The sequence below is a fragment of the Nocardia sp. NPDC051990 genome, from assembly GCF_040680755.1.
Lineage (GTDB): Bacteria > Actinomycetota > Actinomycetes > Mycobacteriales > Mycobacteriaceae > Nocardia.
The window spans coordinates 1-4,328 of sequence record NZ_JBFAXH010000038.1; the positions used below are offsets into that span (position 1 = coordinate 1).

A 4,328-nucleotide genomic window follows, 5' to 3' on the forward strand; every position below is an offset into this window, starting at 1 on the left:
CTAGCGTTGGCCCGGCGATTGGTCGACGTGCTGTGGGCACTGCTGCACGACAACCGGCCCTTCGACACCAAGCCCCCGAGCGTCACCGGAGCCCCAGTCGCAGCTTGACATCGTCATTGAGATTCCTCCTAGTTGCTGCGTCACATGGTAGAACATGTTCTAATTTCGGCGCCGGGAGTTCGGTGAGAACTGCTCGGCGCCCAGCTCGACAAGGACTCCTATGGACTGGTATACCGGCAACACCGCCTATGACACCGTGCTGACGATCGGCTTCGCCTTCGCGGCATTCGTACTGATCGGCGGCCTCTTCGCGCAGAGTCCCTACGGTCGGTTCGGCGCCACCAAGATCGGCTTCAACCTGAACCCGAAGCTCGGCTGGTGGTTGATGGAGATCCCGGCGACGGTGGTCTTCGCGGTGTTCTATCTGACCGGTCCGAACCGGTTCGAGCCGACCGCGTTGGTGCTCGCCGCGATCTGGGTGCTGCACTACGGCAACCGCGGCTGGTTCTTCCCACTGTCGATCCGCCAGGTGCCCGGCAAACGCAGCAGCTTCAATATCTCGGTGATCGCCGCGGGCATGTTCGTCACCGCTCTGCACGGCTACCTCAACGGCGCCCTCTTCAGCCACGACTACCTGCACCAATACGGTACCGACTGGCTGATCGATCCGCGCTTCCTGATCGGTCTGGTCGGCTACCTCGGCGGCTTCGCGCTGCTGGTCCGCTCCGAATCGATCGTGCGCAATCTACGCGATAAGGACAATCCGGGTGCGGCCGAATACCGGATTCCGTACGGTGCGGGCTTCCGTTTCGTCACCAGCCCCGCCTATCTCGGCGAGCTGATCGCCTGGGCCGGGTTCGCCCTGCTCACCTGGTCCCTGGCGGGTGTGGTGATCTTCCTGATCACCGCGGGGAACCTGGTGCCACGCGCCTTCGCGACACACAAGTGGTACCGCGAGAAGTTCGCCGATTATCCGGCCGATCGAAAGGCATTGATTCCCTTCATTATCTGAGGCGTCATACAGTGACGTGATGACGATCATCGATGCGTGGGCCCAGCATCCGACGGCACGGCTGCTGCAACACGAAATGCTGGACTCGCTGCGCCGATGGACCGGCGACACCATCCCGGACCAGCCGCCGCCGGTCTCCACGACGCTCGCCGCCATGGACGCGGGCGGTGTCGATACCGCGTTGATCAGCGCCTGGTATGGACCGGAGGGCGCGCTGATCTCCAATGACGAGGTGGCCGGATTCGTGGCCGAATCCGGTGGTCGCCTGGTCGGCGTCGCATCGGTGGATCTGCGCAAGCCGATGGGCGCGGTGCGCGAACTCCGACGTGCGGTCAACGAGTTGGGGATGAAGGCGCTGCGGATCGTGCCGTGGCTGTGGGGTCTGCCGCCGAACGACCGGCGCTACTATCCGCTCTACGCCGAATGCGTCGACCTGGGCATCCCGTTCTGTACGCAGGTCGGGCACACCGGCCCGCTGCGCACCTCCGAAACCGGCCGCCCGATTCCCTATCTCGACGACGTCGCGCTGGAATTCCCGGAACTGGTCATCGTGGGCGGACATATCGGCTATCCCTGGACCACCGAAATGATCGCGATGGCAACGAAATACCCGAATGTCTACATCGACACCTCGGCCTACACGGTGCGCAGGTACCCACCGGAGCTGGTTGCGTACCTGAAGTCCCACGGCCGCGGCAAAGTCCTCTTCGGCACCAACTACCCGATGATCCCGCCCCAACACGCCCTGGCGGGCCTCGACGACCTCGCCCTGGACGACGAATGCCGCACCCTCTTCCTCTCCGGCAACGCCACCCGCGTCTTCGGCCTCCCCACCCCCGACTAGTACGGTGGCTGTCGGATATCCAATCGCTCTGCCGCACAAGCTATAGCGCCTGCTGCCGAATCGACGCGATTTCATATGGTTCGGCTCGGCGATGCGTATAGACACGGCGCCGGTGTGGTTACGGGTGTACCGGAAGTTGAAGGTGCGCAGGCGAACCGAACCGCGCTTCACGCTCAGCACCAAGTGCTGGATTCATCGTGAGATTATTGCGCGGTGCGCCATCGAGTCCGTATCGAGGCGGTGCCGGTCTAGAACTCGCCGCTGGTCGCCGGATCGGCCAGCGCGCCTTCCGCGGTTCGTAATCGGTCGGTGAGTGCCGTGAGCAGGTCCATGGACTCGGTGGACAGGCCGAGCGCCAGTTGCACCAAGCGGCGTAGCGGACGGCTGTTGATCTGACTGGCCAGCAGCAGGTCGTGGTCATGGGGACTATCGAGGTACTCGAGATTCACGGCGGTTCTCACAATCTGTCAGCAGCTTTCCGGATTACCCGGCGCTCCAGCGGGTTACTCGCGCTACGGCAGGTATAGCCGTCGGACCTCGATGCGCAGGTTCTAATATTCCGGCAGGCGGAGGTTAACCCTCCGATCGACCCCCACCGAAGGGCGGAACAGTGGCGTTCGCGGACTATCAGAACGAGATCTACTTCGCGGCTCTCAGCGGAAATGCGCCGGAGTTCCCGATGGATTATGCGACCCTCGAGGCGAAGGCCACGGCCGCACTGCCCACCTCGCTGTACTCCTATATCGCGGGCGGAGCCGGTGACGAACTGACCCAGCGGCGCAATGTCGAGGCCTTCGAGGACTGGGGTGTGGTCCCACGGATGCTCGTCGGTGCGACCCAGCGCGATCTATCGGTCCAGGCTTGGGGACTCACCTTCCCCAGCCCGATCTTTATGTCCCCGGTCGGCGTGATCGGGTTGGTCGGCGATCGGCACGGCGATATCGCGGTCGCCGAGGCAGCGGCGAAATCCGGTGTGCCCGCGGTCTTCTCGACGCTCATGGCGGATCCGCTGGAGGAAGTCATCGGCCACGCGGGTGCGACGCCGAGCTTCTTCCAGCTGTACACACCCAAGAATCGCGACCTCGCCGCGAGTCTGGTGAGCCGAGCCGAGGCCGCCGGATATCGCGGCATCACGGTCACTTTGGACACCTGGATTCCGGGCTGGCGGCCGCAAGATCTGTCGACCGGGAACTTCCCGCAGTTGCGCGGGCATGTGTTGAAGAACTACACCTCCGATCCTGTTTTCCAGCAAATGGTCGGCTCGGACGATCCGCGGTCCATCGTGCTGCACTGGGTGCAAACCTTCGGAAATCCGCTCACCTGGGACGATCTCGAATGGCTTCGATCCCTGACCGAACTGCCGATCATCCTCAAGGGCATTTCCCATCCCGACGACGCGCGCCGCGCGATCGATGCCGGAGTGGACGGCATTTTCTGCTCGAATCACGGTGGGCGCCAAGCCAATGGCGGGCTGAGCGCATTGGAGACGCTGCCCGAGGTGGTCGAAGCCGTCGCCGACCGGGTGCCGGTGTTGTTCGATTCCGGTGTGCGCTCGGGCACCGATGTGATCAAGGCGCTCGGCTTGGGTGCGACGATGGTCGGCATCGGCCGTCCCTATGTGTACGGCCTTGCGCTGGGCGGGGTTTCGGGTCTGGTGCACGTGCTGCGGATGATTCTGGCGGAAGCCGATCTGCTCATGGCGGTGAACGGCTATCCGGATATCGCCGCGGTACGGGCGAATATCCGGCCGCGGCGCTGAATCGGGGCGGCGTGCGCCGCACGCGCGATGCCACTACGGTGGGGCGGCGAGTCCGGACCCCGATCGCTGGGAGATGAGCGTGCCGGTATCGACGATCGAGAATGCGGCGGCGCTGTCCGTGGCACCGACCGAGCCCGAACGCCGCGCCATCCCCACCGCCGCGTTCTGGGTGATCTCGGTCCTCGGGATCGTCGCCGGTGTGTACTACATCCACCAGGTCCGCGAAGCGATGCAGATGATGATGCATCTGAGCGTCTATCAGATCGCCGGGCAGCGGGTGGTCGACGGCGTTTCCATCTACGACACGCCCCTGCTCAGCCGCACCCGGGGCGTCTGGGAATTCGTCTACACGCCGTTCGCCGCGCTGTTGTTCGTGCCGCTGGTCAATCTGCACGATGACGTCTTCACTTATGTCGCACTATTCGGCGCCGCCGCTGTTCAACCGCGATGTTCGGCAGGTAACCGGCCGGACACGGTATCCGCCGGGGTGCGGTAGATCAGCGTCAGGACTCCGACGTGGGTGCCTGCGCCTGCCGTTCCGCGACCGCCGCGGCACGTTTGGCGCCCGCGCCCCAACCGACGTGCAATTCGGCGCGCATGCGGTCGACCATATGCGGATAGTGCAGCTCGAAGGCGGGTCGTTCGGACCGGATGCGCGGCAGCTCGTAGAAGTTGTGCCGCGGCGGCGGGCAGGTGGTGGCCCACTCCAGCGA

Annotated in this window: 5 protein-coding genes and 1 pseudogene; 4 read left to right on the forward strand and 2 right to left on the reverse strand. The window is 64.4% G+C overall.

Annotation, left to right across the window (positions count from 1 at the left end; translation table 11 throughout):
* Positions 1–220: 220 nt before the first annotated feature.
* Together AB0L63_RS32645 and AB0L63_RS32650 are read left to right on the forward strand one after the other, a co-directional pair.
* Positions 221–1,012, forward strand: a complete 792-nt coding sequence (locus AB0L63_RS32645; protein WP_364508995.1) for a 3-oxo-5-alpha-steroid 4-dehydrogenase — start codon at positions 221–223, stop codon at positions 1,010–1,012.
* 19 nt (positions 1,013–1,031) lie between these two features.
* Positions 1,032–1,856 carry an amidohydrolase family protein gene (locus tag AB0L63_RS32650; protein ID WP_364508996.1) on the forward strand — a complete coding sequence of 275 codons (825 nt, stop codon included), beginning with the start codon at positions 1,032–1,034 and terminating at the stop codon, positions 1,854–1,856.
* Positions 1,857–2,104: 248 nt separating this feature from the next.
* On the opposite strand, the gene AB0L63_RS32655 is transcribed toward AB0L63_RS32650, so the two are convergent.
* Positions 2,105–2,305, reverse strand: coding sequence for a hypothetical protein (locus AB0L63_RS32655; RefSeq protein ID WP_364508997.1), 201 nt, complete (start codon positions 2,303–2,305; stop codon positions 2,105–2,107).
* A 161-nt stretch (positions 2,306–2,466) separates the two neighbouring features.
* On the opposite strand from AB0L63_RS32655, the gene AB0L63_RS32660 reads away from it, so the two are divergent.
* Together AB0L63_RS32660 and AB0L63_RS32665 are read left to right on the forward strand one after the other, a co-directional pair.
* A complete protein-coding gene (locus AB0L63_RS32660) occupies positions 2,467–3,615 on the forward strand; it encodes an alpha-hydroxy-acid oxidizing protein (RefSeq protein ID WP_364508998.1) in 1,149 nt (382 codons plus the stop codon).
* Between the two features lie 79 nt (positions 3,616–3,694).
* Complete coding sequence (locus AB0L63_RS32665) at positions 3,695–4,111, forward strand: hypothetical protein (protein WP_364509000.1); 417 nt, start codon at positions 3,695–3,697, stop codon at positions 4,109–4,111.
* Positions 4,112–4,118: 7 nt separating this feature from the next.
* On the opposite strand, the pseudogene AB0L63_RS32670 reads toward AB0L63_RS32665, so the two are convergent.
* Positions 4,119–4,328: pseudogene (locus AB0L63_RS32670) on the reverse strand (cytochrome ubiquinol oxidase subunit I); the annotation flags it as partial.

Coding starts and splice junctions, on each gene's coding strand:
- AB0L63_RS32645 (WP_364508995.1), top strand. CDS start 221: ATGGACTGGTATACCGGCAACACCGCCTATGACACCGTGCTGACGATC.
- AB0L63_RS32650 (WP_364508996.1), top strand. CDS start 1,032: ATGACGATCATCGATGCGTGGGCCCAGCATCCGACGGCACGGCTGCTG.